The sequence below is a fragment of the Acetitomaculum ruminis DSM 5522 genome (genome assembly GCF_900112085.1).
Classification (GTDB): domain Bacteria; phylum Bacillota; class Clostridia; order Lachnospirales; family Lachnospiraceae; genus Acetitomaculum; species Acetitomaculum ruminis.
The window spans coordinates 46,320-65,547 of record NZ_FOJY01000009.1 but is presented as its reverse complement, the minus strand read 5'-3'; the positions used below and the strand labels follow the sequence as shown (position 1 = coordinate 65,547).

The window sequence follows — 19,228 nt, the reverse complement described above, 5'->3', positions numbered from 1 at the left end:
ACTTTTTATCAATAAATGAAATCTTCATATCCTCCGTACATGTATTCACTTAAGAAATCGCTTAATATATTATAAATATCATTAAAGTCTACCGGACTGTAGGCACTTATCAGGGATATTGAGATAACAGATGTAATGATGGAATATAATATAAAGGCTATAGTGAGTACAAGGGGTAAAAAGTTGGATGATTTACTGTCTTTAACCGGCATCAGCATTGCTATTAACATAATAGTCAGTAAATTTCCCACATAAAATAATCCCATTCCAAAGTTAATGTTAAATATTGCTACCAGGGTTGCAAATAATATAAGAGGTGTAACCACTATACTTTTTGTAGCCAGAATACAAAGCATCATCCTGTAATTTCCATTGTTCCCCGTAAGAAGAGATGCTATTAATATCAATCCTGCCAGTAAAAGTGTAAATAACACTGACATTAAGACAGTAATAAAAAATACCCTGACAAATGGAATATTTATATTGGTATAGTTTAAATAGCTACCAAAAAAGCTTTTTAACACTGTTCCAACCTTGTATTCCACAACTACAGCAAATATTCCAGTTAAAATCGCCTGAAAGAGAATAAATCCCAAAGCCTGTAAATTTCCACCAAAAGCAGTGAAGGTTTTTCCTTCGGAAACAGGCGCCTTTAAAACTTCTATAAATATTTTAAGCATTCTGGTAAAGGCATTGTCCTGACGAACATTTTGTGCATTTACTTCATTATTATTGATAAAAAAGTTTTCCTGGTTTACCGCATTTGAATCCGGCATCACATTTGATGCATTTTCATAGCCGGTAGTGCTTTTTTCAAGATTTACTAAATTATCATATCCTGTCAGTTTTTCCGGTTCTGAATTAACAGTTTCCTGAGTATTTTCCACAAAAACACCGGAGTTCACATTCGTGTTTATATTATCGACATAAGTATTAACATTATTTTCAACATTACTGTTATTTGTTAATGTTTCATTATCCGGTGTGCTTTCATTTTCAGAGTAATTTGGCAATGTGCAAACACACGGCTCTCCTGCTATAATTTTTCTTCCACAATTTGGACAATAGTTATACATATTCTTTTCCTCTTTTGATATATTTTTCTTCTACCTACTATAATAGTTTTCTTTTATCTCTTTGTAAAGCGACTTTAACCAGGGCTTTTTTATCGATAAAAATACCCCAAAAACCCGCTATTGGGCTATGGGGTATTGCATTAACTGTTATTAATAATTATTTATCTGCAGTATATGGAAGAACTGCTCCGTCATAATTTTTTTCAATCCATGACTGAATTTCTTCTGATTTTAAAACATCTACAAGAGCTTTTACTCCTTCGTTGTCTTCGTTACCTTTTTTTACGGTAATGATATTTGCATAGGTTTCAGCTGCATCTGACTCTGCTGATTCATAAGCCAGTGCATCTTTAGCCACTGAAAGTCCTGCTTCAAGAGCATAGTTTCCATTTAATACCACATAAGCGGTTTCATCAATAACCTTAGGTACCTGCGCTGCCTCTAATTCTACAATTTCAACATCATAATTGTACTTTGTGATATCACTTTTTGTAGCATTTAATCCTGCATCTTCTGCCAATTCAATGATTCCGTTATCCTGTAACAAAAGAAGTGCTCTTGCTTCATTTGTGGTATCGTTTGGAACTGCGATGCTGTCTCCGTCAGCTATTTCATCAAGGCTTTTCTTGGTTCCGCCATAGATACCAAAAGGCTCATAGTGTATCTTTCCTACACTAACAAGTTTTGTATTCTTTTCTTCATTAAATGAATCAAGATATGGCTGGTGCTGGAAATAATTTGCATCAAATTCTCCACTGTCAACTACCATGTTTGGCTGAACATAATCAGAAAATACGGTTACCTGAAGATCCCAGCCATCCTTTGCTAAAATTTCTTTAGCCTGTTCAAGAATTTCTGCATGTGGTGTTTCGGAAGCTGCCACAGTTATAGCTTTCTTTTCATCCGATTCACTTTTTTCATTTGTGGATGTCTGATTTTTAGCATCATTTCCTGCTCCACAAGCAGTGGTTACTCCTATTGCCATTGCAGCTATTGCAATTAAGGCAAAAAATCTTTTTTTCATAATAAAGTCTCCTTCCTTTTTTATAAATACACTTTTCCGGTGTAATTTTCTAATTAATTAACCTTTTATCAATAACCTTAGATAATTTCATTCCCAAATTCTGCATAACCATTACAAGAATTACCAAAAGGAAAGTGGTCACTACCATAATATCCGCTTCATATCTGTAATAGCCGTATCTTATGGCAATATCTCCAAGTCCACCACCTCCAAGGGTTCCTGCCATGGCTGAATAACCAAGAATGGTTCCAAAAGCAATGGTCATTCCTATTAAAAGAGAAGTTCTTGCTTCTACCAAAAGCACTCTTCTTATAATGGTAACCGTAGAAGCCCCCATGCTTTTTGCAGCTTCTATTACTCCATTATCTACTTCCTTAAGAGAAGATTCCACCATTCTTCCTATAAAAGGTGCTGCTGAAATCACCAGGGGAACTATAGTTGCTGAAGAACCATAACTTTTTCCCACAATAAGTTTTGTAAGAGGTGATACCAGCACCAATAAAATCAGAAACGGCACACTTCTTAATATATTTGTTATAAGATCTAAAATTTTATATATTACCGAATTAGGCCTTAAACCTGTAGAATCTGTAACTGTCAGGGCAATTCCTAAGGGAATTCCCAAAACATAACCCATCACGGTAGATACAATTGTCATATATAAGGTATCTAAAGTACCCTGTCCTATCATAGATATAGTTGTACTATCAAACATAATCTTTTACCTCCTCCACAGCAAGCTTTCTGGATTTTAGATATTCAATCATTTTATTGGCAGTTTCCTCATCCTGAGGCAATTGAAGAATCATTTCTCCTGCTGCCCTTCCACCTATATCTCTTGTATCTGCAAGAAGGATATTTACCGGAGCCTTACATTCTAAAATCATATTGGCTATAACCGGCTCAAATGAAGAATTTTCAGAAAAGACGATTCTTATACATCTCTTTCCCTTCATTTCCTCGACTCTGGTATCCCCGTTATAAATAAGTCTTTTCGCCTCTTTAGTCTTTGGAGATGTGAATATTTCAGTGACACTTCCTGTCTCCACCAGATTACCATGATCTAATATTGCAACATGAGAACAAATCTGCTGAATAACATCCATCTCATGGGTTATAATTACAATAGTAATACCATATTCCTTGTTTATCTGCTTAAGTAAAGCCAAAATAGACTGGGTTGTCTGAGGATCTAAAGCACTGGTAGCTTCATCGCAAAGAAGAATCTTTGGATTTGAAGCCAGAGCCCTTGCTATTGCCACCCTTTGTTTTTGTCCACCGGATAATTGTGCCGGATAGGAAGTGGCTTTTTCGTCTAAATCTACAATTTTTAATAGCTCGTAAGCTCTTTTTTTCGCATCTTTTTTACTGTAACCGGAAATTAAAAGTGGAAAACAAATATTATCTACAACATTTTTCTGCATTAAAAGATTAAAATGCTGGAATATCATAGATACCCCTTTTCTCATTTCCAGTAATTCTTTTTCTTTCATGCTTCGAAGATCTTTATCCTGGATATAAACAGTACCTTGTGTAGGTACTTCAAGAAAATTAAGACATCTTACAAGAGTACTTTTTCCGGCACCACTCATTCCAATGATACCGTAAATGTCCCCTTCCCCTATCTCTAGATTAATATTATTAAGAGCAATAAATTCCCCTTCTTTGCCCTTAAACTTTTTTGAAACATTTACAACACGGATAATTTTATTCATATAACTTTCCTCTTCTTTTAGGCTTAAATAAACCTTTTATTGTTTAACATAACTTTACACAGATTTTTTGTAAAATCATTCCGAGAACTCTATAATACCATAATTATATATATTAATGTAAACTTATCTTAAACAATCATTAAATATATCTCCCATCCGGGTCTGACCTTAGATGGGAGATATGGTAAAGCGGACATTCGCAATCCGCTTCGCTACTTCCTCATGAACGCAGTGGCACTTTGTGCCTCCTGTCAGAAGGGGCTTTAACCCCTTCTAACACTAGTAAGCTTATACCCCCGCTTAAAGCTTACGCTTTTGAAGCGGGGGATTGCTTACACTGGTAAAGCGGACATTCGGAATCCGCTTCGCTACTTCCTCATGAACGCAGTGGCACTTTGTGCCACCTGTCAGAAGGGGCTTTAACCCCTTCTGACACTAGTAAGCTTATACCCCCGCTTAAAGCTTACGCTTTTGAAGCGGGGGATTGCTTACACTGCGTTCAAATCATTTTTAGTAGAAAGTTAATACTACAATCAAATTATTTCTCTACTTCTCCGCCTTCTACTACAATCTCGTCTGCGCTTGCAGCGTCACCGTAAACAGGAGCAAGAGTTTCTTCATAATCTGCATGGAAAAATTCTTCCTTGCCAAGAGTTTTTATTTCATCATTTAACCAGTTAAGTAAAGTATCATTTCCCTTTTGTACTGCCGGTGCAATAGTATCAATGCTACCTAATGAGGTAATTCCAACTTTGAATCCCTTATTTGACATAGCCCATGCCAAAACTTCTGTATTATCTGTAGAAAAGGCATCTCCTCTACCATCTAATAAAGCATTGTAAGCATCTGCATAAGCATCATATTTTTGTAATTCTACATCAGGATAATTAGCTTCAAAATAAGTCTCGGCAGTTGTTCCTTTTGCAACGATTAAAGTTTTATCCTTTAATTCATCAACATCTTTAATAAGAGCGTTTTCAGGTGAAACAACCCCAAGAGCAACCTTCATATAAGGAAGGGCGAAGTCTACCTGCTCAGCTCTTTCATCTGTTACTGTAAAGTTTGCCAGTACAATATCTACTTTTCCTGTCTGAGCATATTCAACACGGCTTGCAGGATCTAATGATGTATATTCAACTTTTACACCTAAATCTTTTGCAATTCTTTCTGCAAAGTATACATCATATCCCTGGTAATCACCTTTTTCATCCACATAACCAAACGGGGCTTTGTCTGAAAATACACCGATTTTTACCACTCCACTGTCTTTAATTTCGTCTAAAGTACGGGCATTAGCACCATTTGAATCTTTCGTTTCATTTGTTTCTTCTTTGGTTGATTTTGCTGCATTATCTCCAGATGTATTTGAGCATGCTGCCAGACCAAATACACATGTAATTGCTGTTAATAATGCCAAAATTCTTCTTTTCATTTTAATTCCTCCTATTTTGTTCAATCAAATTAACGATTGATTATTTATTTAAAATCTTCCGATTTTTTATACTGCTTCCCTACTCATTTCTTTTTTTTTAGCATCAAACTCAAAGGTCTTTAAAAATGCCTTTGCTCTTGCTGTTTTAGGTGCTGTGAAAAATTCATCAGGTCTTGCTTCTTCTACGATTTTTCCACCATCCAAAAAGATTATTCTGTCTGCCACGGCTCTTGCAAACTGCATTTCATGGGTAACAATAATCATGGTCATTCCCTGATTTGCCAATTCTAAAATAACATCCAAAACTTCTCTTACCATTTCCGGGTCCAGGGCTGCAGTAACTTCATCAAAAAGCATTATTTCCGGATGCATGCAAAGTGCCCTTACTATGGCAACCCTTTGTTTTTGTCCGCCGGAAAGCTGACGCGGATAAGCTTTTGCCTTATCTAAAAGATTAACCCTTTCAAGTAACTGCTCTGCTTCTTCTGTCACTTCGGCCTTGTTTCTGTGCTGAACCTTTATTGGTGCTAAAGTTATATTATCTATTATGGTTTTGTGAGGAAACAAATCATAACTTTGAAATACCATGCCGATTTTCTGACGAATCTTTGGCAAATCCTTGCTGTTATGAACCACTTCATCCTCATCTATAAATACATGTCCACCGTTTATGGCTTCCAGTCCGTTTATACATCTAAGCAGGGTGGATTTTCCACATCCTGAAGGTCCTAAAACCACCACAACTTCACCTTTTTTTATATCTGTAGATATTCCATTTAAGATTCTGTTGTCATCAAAGCTTTTAACCAAATCTTTTATACTTAACTGAATATTTTTATTCATATCTTTTCCTCTCATATTCATTAGCCTTTAAAAAACCAATATTATTTGTCACTCCAACGCTTTTCAAGCCATTTTGCAAAACATGAAATAGGCCAGCAGCTAAAGAAGTACATGAAAAATACCACTCCATATATCCACAGGGCTCCTGAAGGATAATCAAATCTGTTGGCATCTATTATCTGCTGTCCTACCTTTAGCATCTCTACTATACCGATAAGCACCACCAAAGATGTGGTTTTAATCATACGGGTAACGAGATTTATGGTTAAAGGTATAAGCCTTCTTAAGGTCTGGGGTATTATGATATACCAATAGGTCTGCAGTTTTGTAAGTGCCAAAGCCTCCGAGCTTTCGTATTGATGCTTTGGTATGCTGATTAAGGCACCTCTTACCAGGTCACCCATCTCAGAAGTTCCCCATAATACAAAAACTATTATGGCACTTAATTCTGCTGAAAGGTCTAAACCTGTAGCCCTTGTAATGCCAAAAAAAACAATGAATAATAATACAAGCTGTGGCATTATTCTGATAAAATCCAGGTACAACCTGCCAATAAACTTACTTATAGGATTTTTAAGGGTCAGAAACATTCCAAATAATATTCCAAGAGGAATAGATAATGCTGCTGACAAAAGACTGATTCTTAAGGTAATCCAAAGCCCATCAAGCAGTCTTAAAAGGTTATTTCCTTTAAAAATTATACTAATTGCCAAATCCTGCATATCTTAACCTCCTCTCTAAATAAACCGCCAATAATGATATTGGTAGCAATATGATAAGATAAGCAAGAACCAGCATAAACAATGATTCTGTTGTCATATAATAAAGTCCTATCAAATCCTTTGCCACATACATTAAGTCTGCAAGGGCAATGGCAGAAAAAACTGATGTTTCCTTTAATAAAAATATTACATTAGCCACCAAAGCCGGAACCGATACTGCTAAAGCCTGTGGTATTACGACATAACGCATTACCTGTAACTGATTCATTCCAAGGCTTTCAGCCGATTCAAACTGTATGGTTTCAACGGATTCCAATCCGCTTCTAAAACCTTCAGCCATGTAACTTCCGCCTAAAAAGGCCAATCCCACAACTCCGCATACTTCTGCACTTAATACTATTCCTATCTTGGGAAAACCAAAATAAAGAAAAAACAGTTGAACTAAAAGAGGGGTATTTCTGCTAAGCTCTATATATACCGACACAATCTGAGATAAAATAGGTATTTTATAGTATTGAACTATACTACATAAAAGTCCGATTACAATCGCAGACAATATACCCAGAACTCCTATCCACAAGGTCAGCTTAGCCGCCTCAATATACATTGGTGTATATTGAGAGATAAAATTCCAATCCAATGTAAATCATCCCTTCATTTTTCTTTTTCCTAGTAAATCGATATGAATAATTAATAATAGTAAATCATAAAAATTATCAATTGTCAACAACTTACAGCAACACTTTACTACACCAAATTATTTTATCATTAATGGGTATGTATAACAATGAAAATATTATATTTTAGACTAGTCTCTTGGGTCACAATAGAAATGACCGATTACTTCCTCCGTACGGATTACATTTATGAATGCCTTATTGTCCACTTTCTTTATAGCATTAATGGTCTTTTGCTTTTTATCTTTGGAGATTACTGAATAAACTACCAGTTTTTTACACTTTTCATAGCCGCCTTCACCATCTAACAAAGTTGCTCCATGATGACAGATGTTATAGATTGTATCTATAACCTCCTGAGGCCTGTTAGTAACCACCAATAGGGTTTCCTGCTGATATTTGTGATACATCAGCTTCATCATTTGTGTAGAAACAAATTGAAAAATAATAGAATACAAGGCTTTTTCCCATCCAAAAATACAACCTGCTGCCGCAAGTATACATACATTAAAGACCAAAACATAATTCCAGGTGTCTACTCCTTTTTTCTCCGAGAAGTAAATTGCAATAAAATCCGTTCCACCTGAAGTTGCATTGGCTCTTAAGCAGATTCCTATGGAAAATCCGTTTAATATACCTCCGAATATACTTATCAAAAGCGTGTCGTAGGTAATGACATAAGTTGGAAGTAAATCTATTAGAATATTTGTAAGAACAATAGTCATACACGAATAAAAGGTAAACTTCTTTCCTATAAAACGAAAACCTACATAAATAGGAATTCCGTTTAATATAAGGTTTACCACTGTATATGGAATATTAATATTTAAATACATCTGACCTATTCTTTGAATAAGTACCGTAAGACCGTTCACACCGCCCGGATACAGTCCTCCTGTATGAACAAAAATATTAATATTTAATGCCATAATAACAGATGCAATCATTATGGCTGTTATTGTTTTTATTCTCTTCATTTTATCTGTTTCCTCGCAGTTTTCTACTAATCTTTTATTTTTTATATCGCCTTTTTTTGCTGATATTATTAATCCATAAGCTTTGACACCAAAGTATTATAATAAATTTTTTGATTAAAATCCTCATTATTTTTATAAAATAAAAAATGACTATTTAACGGCTTTAATCCTTCAATTTCAAGCTTTTTTTATTAATTAAAGCCAGAATATGAATTATTTATATTTATAAGTTTCACAAATTATATTTTAAAAATATTGCAGTATAAAAATGATAATGATATAATTCAAAAAAAGTTTAGTAAAGTAAATTGTTAAATTAAAATTCAGACAATTACTTTTACTTATGTTGTAAGGAGGAACAAAAAATGTCTTATGTAGATGATGTCTACAAAAAAGTAGCCGAAAAGAACGCTGCACAACCGGAATTTCTTCAGGCTGTAAAAGAATTTCTTGATACCGTTCGCCCGGTTATTGAAAAAAATGAAGAAAAATATAAAAAACTTGCTCTTTTGGAAAGACTTACAATTCCGGAGCGTATTATTACTTTTAGAGTACCATGGGTAGATGATAACGGACAGGTTCAGGTAAACACAGGATACCGTGTTCAGTTTAACAGTGCCATTGGACCATATAAGGGTGGACTTCGTCTTCATCCGTCAGTATATCTTGGAATCATTAAATTCCTTGGATTTGAGCAGATATTCAAAAACTCTCTTACAGGGCTTCCAATCGGCGGTGGTAAAGGTGGTTCTGACTTCGATCCAAAAGGAAAATCAGATAACGAAATTATGCGTTTTTGCCAGAGCTTTATGTCAGAGCTTTATCGTCATATAGGAGCTGATACTGATGTACCTGCCGGAGATATCGGTGTAGGTGCCCGTGAAATCGGTTTCTTATATGGACAATACAAAAAAATCACAGGTCTTTATGAAGGAGTACTTACAGGAAAAGGTCTTACCTATGGTGGTTCTCTTGCAAGAACACAGGCTACAGGATATGGTCTTCTCTATTTCACAGAAGAACTTCTTAAAATTAACAATAAAGACATCAAAGGTATGACAGCAGTTGTATCCGGAGCAGGAAATGTTGCTATTTATGCAATTGAAAAAGCTTACGAACTTGGTGTTAAAGTTCTTACCTGCTCAGATTCTACAGGCTGGGTTTATGATCCGGATGGAATTGACCTTGAAGCATTAAAAGAAATCAAAGAAGTTAAGAGAGCTCGTCTTACTGAATACAAGAACTATCGTCCAAACAGTGAATATCATGAAGGACGCGGTGTATGGACAGTTAAGGCAGACCTTGCTCTTCCATGTGCTACACAAAACGAGCTTGATCTTGAAGATGCTAAAACACTTGTTGCTAACGGTGTTGTTGCAGTTTGTGAAGGAGCTAACATGCCTTCCACACTTGAAGCTACAGAATACTTTAAGGAAAAAGGAGTTTACTTTGGACCAGCTAAAGCTGCTAACGCAGGTGGTGTTGCAACTTCAGCTCTTGAAATGTCACAAAACAGCGAGCGTTTATCCTGGACATTTGAAGAAGTTGACTCAAAACTTAAAGGAATCATGGTTAACATCGTTCACAATATCGATGCAGCCGCTAAAGAATACGGTAAAGATGGTGATTACGCAGCCGGAGCTAATATTGCAGGCTTCTTAAAAGTCGCTGATGCTATGATTGCTCAAGGCGTAGTTTAGTCATAATTATTTCTTTTTTAGTTCTTTAAAAAGACAGCCTCTAAGAGGCTGTCTTTTATTTTTCATAAAACACTTTTAAAAAATAATACAGAAATTAGACATATATTAGACACATTTCAAATATAGTATAAATATATCCCTTAGATATGACACAGTCTAAGAGAGATACTTTTTCATAAACTCCCCTATTTTTCCCCGGGTACCGGCCATCAGGTAGTCGGGGTTTTTTTATTCATTTCTGAGTTTACTATAAACCTCATGGTCTTCTAATTTTCCGTTAATCTTAAATTTCTTTCTAAGAGTTCCTTCATATTGGTAGCCACAATGGACAATCATTTTTTTTGAAGCAATATTGTCCGGCATAATAAATGCCTCGATTCTTGTAACATTAAATTCTGAAAATACTACATTACTCCCCATGTTCAAGGCTTCTCTTGCGTATCTCATTCCATGGTATTTTGCATCAAATTTATATCCTACCTGACAACAAGACCCGTCCCTTCTTTGAAAATTCTGAAAAGAAACCGTACCAATTATCAAATCCGGATTTTCTTTTTCAAATACCCAGTAACGAAGGGCAGACTTCTTTTTGGCACAGGCAATTTCATACTCTAATAAAGACCGAAAATAGGTTATGGTATAAAAATTCACAGGCCGTTCTGCCTCATATTTTTCAAATAAAAGTTTATTATTTAAATAAAATTCCAATACTTTGTCACTATACTCCCCACCAAGAGTTTTCAGTATCAATCTGTCTGTTTCAACTAAATCATGCATATTAATTTTCCTTTATTTCTTAACCCGTTTTTTCTCCCTCAATCCGGCAAAGAATTCCGAAATCATTGTAGAACACTCTTCCTCTAAAACACCTTTTTTTATTTCAACCTGATGATTAAATTCTTTCATATCAAGAAGATTTATAATAGAACCTGCGCAGCCTGATTTTTTGCTCATACAGCCTATTACTATCTCATCAAGTCTGGACTGTACAATAGCTCCGGCACACATTTGACAGGGTTCTAAGGTCACATACATCTTACAGCCTTCCAGCCTCCAGTCCCCCAACTTCTTACAGGCTTTTTTTATGGCTCTTATCTCAGCATGGGCCAATGTTGTTTTATCGGTATTTCTTCTGTTATAGCCTCTGGCTATTATTTTATCATCCATTACAATGACACAACCTATAGGCACTTCCTCCAGCTCATAGGCTTTTTTTGCCTGCTTTAGTGCCTCTTTCATAAATCTTTCATCTTTTGAAAGCATAAATTCCTCCAATATTTATCAATGCCACTATGAAATTTTTCTTTTTCTGAAAAATAAGCTGACTTTCGATGGTGTATAAAAAAAATAAAATCACCAACTGCTTTATTATAGCATTTTATTGGTGGAAACATAAATGGATTATTTAAGAAAATTCAGGCTCTAATTAATACTAGTTTACTACTCACCACTTAGCTTCCTGCATTAATTAAGTGTGAGCCTGATTTCATATTGTACATTTATTACTCACATATACTATCGACAAATTTATTATTCTTTATAGAAATAAGGGGCTTTAAAACTCTTATATTTTAATAAAAACTTTAATCCATATATAAAGAATTTATTCCAAAATATATTCCAAACTTGCTATGGAAATATCATCTCCTTTATGAATTTTTAAGGTTTCATTTTCTTCAAGTTTATTTCCGTTTACCATTACTCCATTTAAGGAATTTAAATCCGTTATATAAATATTTTCATCATCTTTGTCAAATTTAACATGAAAACGACTGATAAATTTTTTGTCAATTAATCCGTCAGCCTTATCTTTATTTTTCCCTATAATGAAAGGAAAATATTTTAATGTAATATCCGGATAATCTTTTGGATTTTTTGAATGTAAGGTAAGAAATTTATCTTGCTCTAAGGAAAAAAGTGCAATTGTTTCGTTGGTATCTTCATCCTCTAGGTCTGTAAAATCGGCCTCGATGTTTTGATTATTACTTTCCGGATAGGGTATTTCTATGGTTTCGCTATAGATTGTTCTGGAATTTAAATCCCCGTAGTCTTCTTCAGGTTCAATAATATTTTCCTCTTTCTTTTTATTTTCATTTTTATCAGGATTATTTAAATCTGATTTGTTTTTTTTCGTTTTGTTCTTTATTATTCCAATTACCATTTTTATAATTAATGAAACAATTAAAAAAGCTGTTCCGGCTGCTATAAAGATTTTGTTTTTTCCTATAAAATCTTTCAGTTCATCATTTATTAAAAAATATAGGAGACTTAAAAAAGCCAAAGCTGCTAAAATACCGGTTATTTTTTCAACAGCTCGCTTTCCTTTAATTATTTTCTTTTTATTTAATAAATTTTTCGATTTTTTAAGATTTTTACAATTTTCCCTCTCTTCTTCCACTAAGTTATCCACATTTTCCCCCAAGTTATTCACATTGCCCTGTTTTTTTGTCCACATATCCTTACATTTTATACTATTAAATGTGGAAAACCCCCTTTCTTCATTTACGTTTTTTATTATTTTTTCGATTTCCGATAATTTAAAGTCCTCTTTCATTGTAATACTAAAAAACTCATATGCTAAAAAGGTATCATTTTTTAAATCGTGATTTATCTTTTTCATAAAAAACTCTGACAAATCATGTAAATCTTTTTTAATATCAAGTCTCAGCCCCGGCATAAAACAAAAATACATTTTTTCTTCCTGAAAAAATATGTATTCCGGACGAAAAATAAAATTATCCTCATTTAGAAGATATTCCCTAGCATTTTTTATCAAGTCAACCATCTGACTTAATATTTTTCCCAATTCACCTTCATATAAGTCTCTGCCTTTTAGCTTTTTTTCCAGGGTTTCTTTTTTACTTATGTCAAAATAAAATTTTTCCTGCCCGTTTGTAATTTGCAGGCTGCATTTCAAAAATCCTGGAATATCGTTGTTTAAAATCATTCCTCTTTGATAATCCTTCTTATTATCTGTTTTATCACTTATTATTAAATATCGATAATTAAGATCTTCTTTTATTTCTGTTTCAAAATCCATTTTCTTCTCTCCTGATAATATTTATTCTTAAGACACTTATGTAACTACTATTAACTGATAGCCCATATAAATTTTACTGGTCTTAAAATAACGATTTTTCTTTGGCATTTATATTTCAAAAATTCCATTTGAAGTCCTTGAATTTTACGGAAAGGAATCTTCATACTTCCACTAAATTCAACATTGGCAGACAATTTGCCAACTTTTGTGTTAAGCTCATAGTTATCCATAAATACAAGCTTGTTTGTCAGCTCTTCTTCTATTTCATTTTTTAATTTAGAAGAATTCAGATCAAGACCGTAATTACACAAAACCAGTTTTTCACTTAAAACTGCTTTGGTAACAGCTCTGTTATATACAAAAAAAGATAAATAAAGCATGGAAATAATTGCAATAAGAATAAGTGGTATTAAAAATACCGCCTCGATTATTACACTTCCCTTTTCGTATTTTTTTGTTTTTTCTTTTATTTTTTTCATATAAAAACCTCTTTTCCCCTTTTTTACACTATGTTTAACTGCATGAGTAAATAAGAAATACCTACAAAAGGCAGGAAGGGAATTTCAGTTTTTCTATCTGCTTTTTTTAAAACCAGCATTATTAAAGAAAAGACTCCAACCAACAAAAAGGAATAAAATAACAGGGAAATATTATCGAAAATGTTTAGATATATACCGGTTATCCCAAAAAGTAGGGCATCCCCTTTGCCAATTTTTTCTCTGGTAATAATAGAAATAATATAAAGTATAATCCAAGTTAAAACCCCGGCTAATAAGGCTTCAGCTATATTTTCTCCCAGATATATTTTTTCAGAAATACCTAAAATCCCGAAAAAAGCAAGCCAGATAATATTTATTTTTTTCGTTTTTATATCTGTAAGTCCTAAAATTATAAACATTATCAGTAAACTGATTAGCTTTAACATTCTTTTTTCCTTTCTGTTTTTTCCTTTTTTATTCCATACCACATCTTGAACATATACCTTTACCCTGTACTTTTCCCAGTGGTACGCTGTGTATAGTCCTTTTTATTTCGCTACAATTAACAAAAGTATGATATCTGCTTCCATCATTTGTTATAAAAACAATTCCATTTTCTATTTTTTTCATTTTGCATTTTTCGCAAGGGTAGTATTTTCCTCCTGCTCTGTTTCTTGCATTTGATATATCTGAAAACAAAACAGGTCTTACGGAAAGTTTTATAAAAGTACAAGAAAGCAGGCGGTGATATACCACACCGTTTTCAGCTACATAAACCAGTTCATCATCATCTTTTATCCTGTAAATTTTTCCGGTCCAGGCCTTGCTTTTGGCCCGACAGCTTACCTTCATATTATTTAAACCAAAAAAATTATAGACCCCGGTTTTAAAATAAAAATTTACTTTTATATCAATATCATCACTAATATTCATCTGACATTTCATACCATTTTTTTCGTTTTTAACAAAATATTTTATTCTGTTTTCCCCTACGGCTTTTATAATTTTGTTTTTTGCATAAGCTGTAGTTAAAATTCCTGCAGGGATTTTATCATGGGAAACATTGGCTTTTTTTAATAACGAAGAATACTCTGAAATTTCCGTGGCAACCCCATAAGCCGCCGATGTTACCTCTGATTGCAAAGATACATATTCTCCTATGTAAATAAACAAAAGAATTGTAAATAAAAACAAAGGCATCACCAGCGAACTTTCCACAGTTAAGGATGCTTTTCTTTTAAAATGTGGAGAAATCTGTTTATTTTTATTTATTATGTTAATAAGCACCTAGTAACCTCCCTGGGATTTATAAGAAAATGCTCTTCCTAAAGAAGAATTAATTCTTCCAAAATAAGCATTATCTAACATTGATAAGGGCATAAATCTTCCTTTCGTTACAATATCCTGAGATATTTCAAAGGAATAAATGCAATTTTTTATTTTAAAATTTTTGTATTCATCATTGGAACTAATATTTTTTTCAATTAAATCCATGGTTCTTAAGGTTTTCGTTTCTTCATCCGTCAATAACAAAAGAAGATGTAAATATGCCTTATAATCCATTTTTAGACCATTATCTTTTTCTTTCTTTTCTTTATCTTTTTCCAGATTGATTTTTCCATTTATGTCTTCTTTTGCATTTTTATTTTCACTTTTTTTAATAAGTGGAACTTCTTTTCCATCAAGAAGTTTTTTTACATCATCCACACTTTCCTTCATTGACCAGTAAAATAATATTACCTGCTTAAAAGCTTCTTCATACTCGGGAAGCATGGTTAATGTGGCAATAAGGGCAGCTTTTTTTGCTGCTTCTTCTCTTTTTTTTACATCACCATTTAGATAGGCATAATTAAAAGGCTGTCTTAAAACTAAAAGCCTGTTAATTACCTCTCTTAAATTTTCTTTGTCTTCCATATTTCCTGCCAATATATATTCAACTTCATAATCAAGATTTTTTTCTTTTTTATTTGTATAATTTCCAAAATGTTCTAATATGTATTCATCAAATAAAACCGTGGAAATTAGAGATTTATCACCATTATTTATATCTTCTTCATTGTTTAAAGCTTTATCCAAAGAAGGAAGTTTTGTATTATCAATGCTTTTTTCAGAAATTCTTTTTGATTTTAAAACCATATCAACTGTATCTATAAGTTTAAAATCCCCAATAATATCCATTACTTTTGAAAGAAGCTCATTATCACTTATTAAGGACAGAGTTTTATCTGCATTTTCTTTGGAAGCATCAAAATTCCCATATTTTTCTTTCTTATCAGACAAATTTAAAATATCCTTAATCAAGTTTATTTTTTTGCTTTCCTTCATATATTCCACTGCTTCTTTTCTAAAAATTTCTCCTTTATTATCAACTGCCATTTCACAGCCCTTAATTTCTATATTTTTAACTTTAAACTGCAAAAGATTTCCTCCCTTTGAAAGACCCATACCCTCAAAAGGAAAAATATTTTCATCAATATAAGCCTTGTACTCTTTTTTCATTAAATTTAAATCAACGGTATTTTTTCCAAATCCACCATCTAAAAAAAAGAGGTCATAATCTTTTAAAAGCAGTGGGCAAAAACAAGCCAGTAAGGAATTTCCGGCATTTTGAATAACTTCCTCATATCTTGTTTCAATACATTTTATTCTTATTAATTCGCAGATGGAGGCCGAAGCCCCCAAAACTGCTGCCAGTAAAAGGCTAAGAAAAACGGTAATTGATCCTTTTTTCCTCATAAATCAGATTTTTCCTGCTCTTGTTGTAATGGTCTTAAATATAGAATTCATCAACTTTGTAAGAGAATTCTTAAAAATAACCACAAGCCCAATAAGCATGACCATTAATTACCCTGTCCCCCAGGGAAGTAAAGAAAGAAAAGCACTCGCACAGATTCTACAGTGTATATCAAATATCTATTTAAGAACTCTGTTCAAGCCAAAGAAGCTCTACTGATATCCAAGTGATATCACCTATAGATATCTAACTGATATCAGCTACTTTGGTCTTTCTAATAATCATATTCATCCAACTGGAGATTACGGCATGTAGTCCGCTTAATGAAATTATCAGCGGAATTTGACTACACATCCGTGTGCCAATTCCACTTATTCAACGAATACAGCGGCCTACCAAACCACCATTATTCTGATTTGTTACTCACAGGGCATATCTACAGCAGATTATCTGCAGCCCTGTTTATATTTTCAGAATAATAGGCAAGCTACCCACTTTGACTAGTCACTATCGTTCCTAGTCGCGTGGTACCCTCGTTTCACTTCGGTAGCTTGCCAGGGCTAGCCCTTGGAACCCACTGGAGACTTTCATTCCCCCGTCCCCTAGAGCACATCCTCTTATCCGGTAATGGACGAAAAACCGACCTAATAACAGTCAGAAAACTGTCCCATCGGTTTTATCCCATTCCCTACTAAGAGAATTAAGGGCTCTGCCCTTGCATCCCACCAAAGGAGCTCCGCCCCTTTTGGATAACCCGGTCGCTCACAAATGGAATGTTTCCATCCTATCAATCCAATCATTTGTAATCGATTTGTTCCGCACAATTTTGAAAGGAGATGATACGCATGGGAACAAAAGCAACAAAGAAACACAGAACTAGAAATCATCAGGTTAACTTCTATATGAACGATGAAGAGTATCGAAAGTTAACCAAACTAGTAACAGAATCCGGTCTGAATAAACAGACCTACCTTATCAACGCAACACTAGGAGCAACACTTGCCAATCCTGAAGCTTTAAAAGATATCCCGAAGCTCTTGTCTGAGCTTACGGAACTTTTAAATCAGTTCAAAGGTATTGGCATCAATTGTAACCAGATGGCCAAGATTGCAAACACATATAATCAGCCAGCAAATGAAAATGAACTTAAAGAACTTGCAAACGATGTACATGAAACCGGAAAGGAGGTATTGCCACTATGTCAGTCGTTAAAGCTATTAATACGAGAGCTAAATCTTCAGCAGCATTAAGTAACACCCTTGACTATATCTACAAAGATAAGAAAGTCACTGAAGAGCTTAAGCTTGTAACCGGAGATTATTTTGAAGAAAAGGTTACTGCCAATCTTGTGTATCAGCAGTTCAAAGAAACAAAGAAGTTTTGGAATAAGACTGGTGGAAGACAGTATAAGCACTTCGTCATATCCTTTCATCCAGATGAAAAGATAACTCCAGAAGAGACTTTACTTGTTGGTAAAGAATGGGCTGAACGATGCTTTCCCGGGTTTACCTGCGCTCTTGCGAGCCACATCGACTCCGATCATTGTCACTGCCACGTAGTAGTAAATTCCGTAAATAGTATTGATGGAAGTAAAGTCCATCTGTCCAAAGCGGACTTTAAACAAATGAAAAAGATAAATGATGAAATCTGTGAAGCTCACGGTTTGTCTGTTTGTGTAAAAGGAAAACACTTTGATGGATCTGATATCGAGGAAGGAACTATCCGTTCCTACGATAAGAGAGATTATCGTCTTATGACTACAAATGGAAAGAAGAGTTTAAAGACAGATTGCATCAGCGCCATACTTGCTTGTATGACCACTGCCACAAACAAAGAAGAATTTATCTCACAGATGGAAGAGCTCGGATACGAAGTGAAGTGGGAAGATAACAGAAAATACATTACCTTTACACACATTGAATCCGGCAAGTCATTTCGAGATAAGAACTTAGCAGAAACATATAGTATCGAATTATCAAAGGAGGTTTTAGAAAATGCTTTTAACAGAAACAGAACAGTTCAAGCAGAGCGGACTGCTATCGCAGACGAAGGAAGCAGAGAACGCAAAATATTGGAAAAGTCAGTACGAGAAGCTACAGAAGAATACGCTAACCCAGATGCAGATCATAGAACGCCAGCAGAAAAGAATAGCACAGTTGGAGGAAAGCCTGTCAACGGCACTTTCAGAGAATTGCCAGTTGAGAAACTTGACCGAAGAGTTGATGAAACAGCGAAACGAACTAGAGGAATCGTTGACTGGAGTAAAAAGCTCCGCGAGGCCTTTAGTCACTGCCTTGAACAGCTTAGGGCTTTCGGTTTCGGAAATGGACTAAAGAGCAATACCCTTGAAACAGAAGCAGATAGGGTAGCAGAGCACATCGAAGATATCCGAGCTAGAATTGCCGCAATCGATCACACGCTTAGAACCCAGTACCTTCCATCTCAGGGAAAGGATTCTTGGATTGATGAGCAAATAGCTCTTGAATACAGAGAAGAATACCAGTTATTAGATGAGCTTTCTGAGTTAATCAAATCAACTTCGCCTATGATTCTTGCATTAGCACAGTCTAAGCGGAATATTTTCCGCCCAGAGAAAGAAGCCGATATGCTAAGAGCCTTAACCTCAAATGAATTTGAGTTAACAAAAGAAACAGTAGCAAGAAGCTTTACAAGCGCACTCGCCGCTGCTGACAGTATGCTTAACAATGTACCTTCCACAATGAAATCCTTGGAAGAATCTCATGGCTGTCAGCCGATTGAACACAACATTGTAAAACGCAATCGCAGAAGATAAAAAAGTGGCTTGGGC

At 34.4% G+C, this 19,228-nt stretch carries 20 protein-coding genes; 3 read left to right on the top strand and 17 right to left on the bottom strand.

The window, feature by feature from the left end; genetic code table 11:
• Positions 1–8: 8 nt before the first annotated feature.
• The 9 genes from BM153_RS07315 to BM153_RS07275 form a co-directional block, all read right to left on the bottom strand.
• Entirely contained in the window at positions 9–1,076 is a 1,068-nt protein-coding gene (locus BM153_RS07315; protein WP_092872252.1) for a hypothetical protein, read from the bottom strand.
• Between the two features lie 157 nt (positions 1,077–1,233).
• Complete coding sequence (locus tag BM153_RS07310) at positions 1,234–2,100, bottom strand: MetQ/NlpA family ABC transporter substrate-binding protein (protein WP_092872250.1); 867 nt, start codon at positions 2,098–2,100, stop codon at positions 1,234–1,236.
• Positions 2,101–2,149: 49 nt separating this feature from the next.
• Positions 2,150–2,815, bottom strand: coding sequence for a methionine ABC transporter permease (locus tag BM153_RS07305; RefSeq protein WP_092872248.1), 666 nt, complete (start codon positions 2,813–2,815; stop codon positions 2,150–2,152).
• On the bottom strand, positions 2,808–3,815 hold the full coding sequence (locus tag BM153_RS07300) for a methionine ABC transporter ATP-binding protein (protein WP_092872245.1): 1,008 nt from the start codon (positions 3,813–3,815) through the stop codon (positions 2,808–2,810). Before BM153_RS07300 ends, BM153_RS07305 begins: the two co-directional genes overlap by 8 nt.
• A 538-nt stretch (positions 3,816–4,353) precedes the next feature.
• Entirely contained in the window at positions 4,354–5,247 is an 894-nt protein-coding gene (locus BM153_RS07295; RefSeq protein ID WP_092872243.1) for a cysteine ABC transporter substrate-binding protein, read from the bottom strand.
• 66 nt (positions 5,248–5,313) lie between these two features.
• The gene (locus BM153_RS07290) at positions 5,314–6,090 is read right to left on the bottom strand and encodes an amino acid ABC transporter ATP-binding protein (RefSeq protein WP_092872382.1); all 777 of its coding nucleotides are present in this window, start codon (positions 6,088–6,090) and stop codon (positions 5,314–5,316) included.
• A 41-nt stretch (positions 6,091–6,131) separates the two neighbouring features.
• A complete protein-coding gene (locus tag BM153_RS07285; RefSeq protein ID WP_092872241.1) occupies positions 6,132–6,812 on the bottom strand; it encodes an amino acid ABC transporter permease in 681 nt (226 codons plus the stop codon).
• Entirely contained in the window at positions 6,793–7,452 is a 660-nt protein-coding gene (locus BM153_RS07280) for an amino acid ABC transporter permease (RefSeq protein ID WP_092872239.1), read from the bottom strand. The genes BM153_RS07285 and BM153_RS07280 overlap by 20 nt, the downstream gene beginning before the upstream one ends.
• 168 nt (positions 7,453–7,620) lie before the next feature.
• Positions 7,621–8,466 (bottom strand): YitT family protein, encoded by an 846-nt coding sequence (locus BM153_RS07275; protein ID WP_092872237.1) that lies wholly within the window; start codon positions 8,464–8,466, stop codon positions 7,621–7,623.
• A 365-nt stretch (positions 8,467–8,831) separates the two neighbouring features.
• Between BM153_RS07275 and gdhA the strand changes: the two genes are divergently transcribed.
• Entirely contained in the window at positions 8,832–10,166 is a 1,335-nt protein-coding gene (gene gdhA / locus BM153_RS07270; RefSeq protein WP_092872235.1) for an NADP-specific glutamate dehydrogenase, read from the top strand.
• A 228-nt stretch (positions 10,167–10,394) separates the two neighbouring features.
• Here the strand turns inward: gdhA and BM153_RS07265 are convergent, their stop codons facing one another.
• From BM153_RS07265 to BM153_RS07230, 8 genes are all read right to left on the bottom strand, one after another.
• Entirely contained in the window at positions 10,395–10,943 is a 549-nt protein-coding gene (locus BM153_RS07265; protein ID WP_092872233.1) for a GNAT family N-acetyltransferase, read from the bottom strand.
• Positions 10,944–10,955: 12 nt separating this feature from the next.
• Positions 10,956–11,429, bottom strand: coding sequence for a tRNA adenosine(34) deaminase TadA (gene tadA / locus BM153_RS07260; protein WP_092872231.1), 474 nt, complete (start codon positions 11,427–11,429; stop codon positions 10,956–10,958).
• Positions 11,430–11,769: 340 nt separating this feature from the next.
• Complete coding sequence (locus tag BM153_RS07255; RefSeq protein ID WP_092872229.1) at positions 11,770–13,206, bottom strand: DUF6382 domain-containing protein; 1,437 nt, start codon at positions 13,204–13,206, stop codon at positions 11,770–11,772.
• A gap of 50 nt (positions 13,207–13,256) precedes the next feature.
• Positions 13,257–13,685 (bottom strand): hypothetical protein, encoded by a 429-nt coding sequence (locus BM153_RS07250; protein ID WP_092872227.1) that lies wholly within the window; start codon positions 13,683–13,685, stop codon positions 13,257–13,259.
• A 23-nt stretch (positions 13,686–13,708) separates the two neighbouring features.
• Entirely contained in the window at positions 13,709–14,131 is a 423-nt protein-coding gene (locus BM153_RS07245; protein ID WP_143088284.1) for a prepilin peptidase, read from the bottom strand.
• 28 nt (positions 14,132–14,159) lie between these two features.
• Positions 14,160–14,972 (bottom strand): TadE family protein, encoded by an 813-nt coding sequence (locus BM153_RS07240; protein ID WP_092872223.1) that lies wholly within the window; start codon positions 14,970–14,972, stop codon positions 14,160–14,162.
• A complete protein-coding gene (locus BM153_RS07235) occupies positions 14,973–16,421 on the bottom strand; it encodes a DUF5702 domain-containing protein (protein WP_092872221.1) in 1,449 nt (482 codons plus the stop codon). It abuts the gene before it with no gap.
• A 3-nt stretch (positions 16,422–16,424) separates the two neighbouring features.
• Positions 16,425–16,526 (bottom strand): Flp1 family type IVb pilin, encoded by a 102-nt coding sequence (locus BM153_RS07230; protein ID WP_092872219.1) that lies wholly within the window; start codon positions 16,524–16,526, stop codon positions 16,425–16,427.
• A 738-nt stretch (positions 16,527–17,264) separates the two neighbouring features.
• Here BM153_RS07230 and BM153_RS07225 point away from each other — a divergent pair.
• Both BM153_RS07225 and BM153_RS07220 read left to right on the top strand, forming a co-directional pair.
• Positions 17,265–17,669: a plasmid mobilization protein gene (locus tag BM153_RS07225; RefSeq protein WP_092872217.1), complete on the top strand. Its 405-nt coding sequence runs from the start codon at positions 17,265–17,267 to the stop codon at positions 17,667–17,669.
• Entirely contained in the window at positions 17,618–19,213 is a 1,596-nt protein-coding gene (locus tag BM153_RS07220) for a relaxase/mobilization nuclease domain-containing protein (RefSeq protein WP_092872215.1), read from the top strand. Before BM153_RS07225 ends, BM153_RS07220 begins: the two co-directional genes overlap by 52 nt.
• Positions 19,214–19,228 lie beyond the last annotated feature (15 nt).

Coding starts and splice junctions, on each gene's coding strand:
- BM153_RS07315 (WP_092872252.1), bottom strand. CDS start 1,076: ATGTATAACTATTGTCCAAATTGTGGAAGAAAAATTATAGCAGGAGAG.
- BM153_RS07310 (WP_092872250.1), bottom strand. CDS start 2,100: ATGAAAAAAAGATTTTTTGCCTTAATTGCAATAGCTGCAATGGCAATA.
- BM153_RS07305 (WP_092872248.1), bottom strand. CDS start 2,815: ATGTTTGATAGTACAACTATATCTATGATAGGACAGGGTACTTTAGAT.
- BM153_RS07300 (WP_092872245.1), bottom strand. CDS start 3,815: ATGAATAAAATTATCCGTGTTGTAAATGTTTCAAAAAAGTTTAAGGGC.
- BM153_RS07295 (WP_092872243.1), bottom strand. CDS start 5,247: ATGAAAAGAAGAATTTTGGCATTATTAACAGCAATTACATGTGTATTT.
- BM153_RS07290 (WP_092872382.1), bottom strand. CDS start 6,090: ATGAATAAAAATATTCAGTTAAGTATAAAAGATTTGGTTAAAAGCTTT.
- BM153_RS07285 (WP_092872241.1), bottom strand. CDS start 6,812: ATGCAGGATTTGGCAATTAGTATAATTTTTAAAGGAAATAACCTTTTA.
- BM153_RS07275 (WP_092872237.1), bottom strand. CDS start 8,466: ATGAAGAGAATAAAAACAATAACAGCCATAATGATTGCATCTGTTATT.
- gdhA (WP_092872235.1), top strand. CDS start 8,832: ATGTCTTATGTAGATGATGTCTACAAAAAAGTAGCCGAAAAGAACGCT.
- BM153_RS07265 (WP_092872233.1), bottom strand. CDS start 10,943: ATGCATGATTTAGTTGAAACAGACAGATTGATACTGAAAACTCTTGGT.
- tadA (WP_092872231.1), bottom strand. CDS start 11,429: ATGCTTTCAAAAGATGAAAGATTTATGAAAGAGGCACTAAAGCAGGCA.
- BM153_RS07255 (WP_092872229.1), bottom strand. CDS start 13,206: ATGGATTTTGAAACAGAAATAAAAGAAGATCTTAATTATCGATATTTA.
- BM153_RS07250 (WP_092872227.1), bottom strand. CDS start 13,685: ATGAAAAAAATAAAAGAAAAAACAAAAAAATACGAAAAGGGAAGTGTA.
- BM153_RS07245 (WP_143088284.1), bottom strand. CDS start 14,131: ATGTTAAAGCTAATCAGTTTACTGATAATGTTTATAATTTTAGGACTT.
- BM153_RS07235 (WP_092872221.1), bottom strand. CDS start 16,421: ATGAGGAAAAAAGGATCAATTACCGTTTTTCTTAGCCTTTTACTGGCA.
- BM153_RS07230 (WP_092872219.1), bottom strand. CDS start 16,526: ATGGTCATGCTTATTGGGCTTGTGGTTATTTTTAAGAATTCTCTTACA.
- BM153_RS07225 (WP_092872217.1), top strand. CDS start 17,265: ATGGGAACAAAAGCAACAAAGAAACACAGAACTAGAAATCATCAGGTT.
- BM153_RS07220 (WP_092872215.1), top strand. CDS start 17,618: ATGTCAGTCGTTAAAGCTATTAATACGAGAGCTAAATCTTCAGCAGCA.